This window comes from Xenorhabdus bovienii, assembly GCF_024721015.1.
Taxonomy (GTDB): Bacteria; Pseudomonadota; Gammaproteobacteria; order Enterobacterales; family Enterobacteriaceae; genus Xenorhabdus; species Xenorhabdus bovienii.
Genome location: NZ_JANAIF010000197.1, coordinates 1 through 1602, shown reverse-complemented (window position 1 = coordinate 1602; position 1602 = coordinate 1). Strand labels below are relative to the sequence as shown.

The window sequence follows — 1602 nt, the reverse complement described above, 5'->3', positions numbered from 1 at the left end:
ATGAGTTTTTGGCGAAATTGATTATACCAAATCATCATGCTGTTCAGATTACCTTCACAAAACGTCAACACGCCCTAATAATAGTTTGTGGCACGGAGAACCCAATGTTTTTTGCAGTAATTAACTGATACGGCTTAGATTCAGCAGCATATGTTGCCTGTGGCCAATTCATCCAATACGATTCATTAAAAACCATTAACCCTCGAAGAAAAGCATTCCATTGCGATAAGGAAAGCTGCTCATTTATATTAATACTTCGCCCGGGGGTATTTCTTAGAAAGACCGGTTGTCGAAACCAAACCGATTTTATTTTAGAGATCTCAACGTCAACGTGCTCGCCTTTCACCATTAGGGTTGCATTAACAGGGTCTAAGAAAATTTCATAATCGCATAATTGCTCTTTATTGAGTCGAATATAATTATCACCGTTATGCTCTAACCTTTGAACAACCAGATCCGTGGAAAAATCATACACACTTGATATAATCAATATAAAGTTTTTCATTCTCCTTTTTGATCCTCACCTGTCTCTACATCACATTTTTTAGTCGCTCTAGTGCCATATTCAGAATCATATGACACTAAAGGTTTCTCATTTTTCATCCAATAGCCCTTGGCTTGGTTATAAATTGCCCCTTCGGGCATTTCAGGTTTATTAGAAAATGGTCTTTTTGTAGAGAACTGGATAAGCACATGCTCTTTTTTCATCATAAATCCTGTTATAAGGGTTGTGAAATGGAAGCTACCAAAATTTTACGACCTGCTATCGGAACTTGAGTGATTTTATCAGCACTATATTTATTCCTTATGATTGCGTGAAAGTGTCCGGTAGACCGTTGGACGTGAGACAAAAAATAATTCAGCCAAATCGCTGATCGAGTACTGCCCGGTTTCATACATCCGGCACAACTCTTTTTGTTGTTTATCCGACAATTTTGGTTGTTTTCCCCGCAGTTTTCCTTTCGCTCGGGCTATGGCCATGCCTTCACGAGTACGTAGACGTATCAGGTCTCCTTCAAATTCAGCAAACGTCGCCAGCACGTTAAAGAACATTTCCCCCATCGGGTCTGCCGGATCGTAGATGCTGGTTCCCAACGCCAGTTTCACGCCCCTTACCTGTAATGCATCAGCTATCTCACGTGCATCAGGAACCGAACGCGCCAGACGGTCAAGTTTGGGAACAACCAGCGTGTCACCATTGCGCACAGCGGCCAGCGCCTGATCCAGACCAGGCCTCTGCCGATTTGAACCCGTCAGCCCTTTGTCGATATAAATTCTATCCGGGGAGACACCGAGTTTCACCAGCGCCTCCTGCTGAGCGGTCAAATCCTGCTTATCAGTAGAGCATCGGGCATACCCGATCCGTATTTCTGCCATAAATGTGTACGTTTAAGGGGCCATGAAAGAGATTGATACCGTACCAGTTATATGAGACAACGTCAGCAGTGATTTTCTCTGAAGCGCCAAAATTTTTTTAACTGTCCGTTGAACGATCCTCTTTCGGACGATTCTGGCTTAGAACCCCAATACGGTGGATTTTTTGTTAACAGCTCAGAGGGATAAGGCGGCCGCCCTGCGCTTCTTTAAAAAAGCAATGCGTCA

3 protein-coding genes and 1 pseudogene are annotated in these 1602 nt (G+C 43.2%); 1 reads left to right on the top strand and 3 read right to left on the bottom strand.

Annotated elements, in window-relative coordinates; translation table 11 throughout:
- Positions 1-64 precede the first annotated feature (64 nt).
- From NXS07_RS19905 to NXS07_RS19895, 3 genes are all read right to left on the bottom strand, one after another.
- Positions 65-505 (bottom strand): hypothetical protein, encoded by a 441-nt coding sequence (locus NXS07_RS19905; protein ID WP_258087498.1) that lies wholly within the window; start codon positions 503-505, stop codon positions 65-67.
- Positions 502-708 (bottom strand): hypothetical protein, encoded by a 207-nt coding sequence (locus NXS07_RS19900; RefSeq protein WP_046338225.1) that lies wholly within the window; start codon positions 706-708, stop codon positions 502-504. Before NXS07_RS19900 ends, NXS07_RS19905 begins: the two co-directional genes overlap by 4 nt.
- Positions 709-798: 90 nt before the next feature.
- Entirely contained in the window at positions 799-1377 is a 579-nt protein-coding gene (locus NXS07_RS19895) for a recombinase family protein (protein ID WP_258087497.1), read from the bottom strand.
- A 148-nt stretch (positions 1378-1525) separates the two neighbouring features.
- On the opposite strand from NXS07_RS19895, the pseudogene NXS07_RS22285 reads away from it, so the two are divergent.
- A pseudogene (locus tag NXS07_RS22285) lies at positions 1526-1602 on the top strand (IS6 family transposase); the annotation flags it as partial.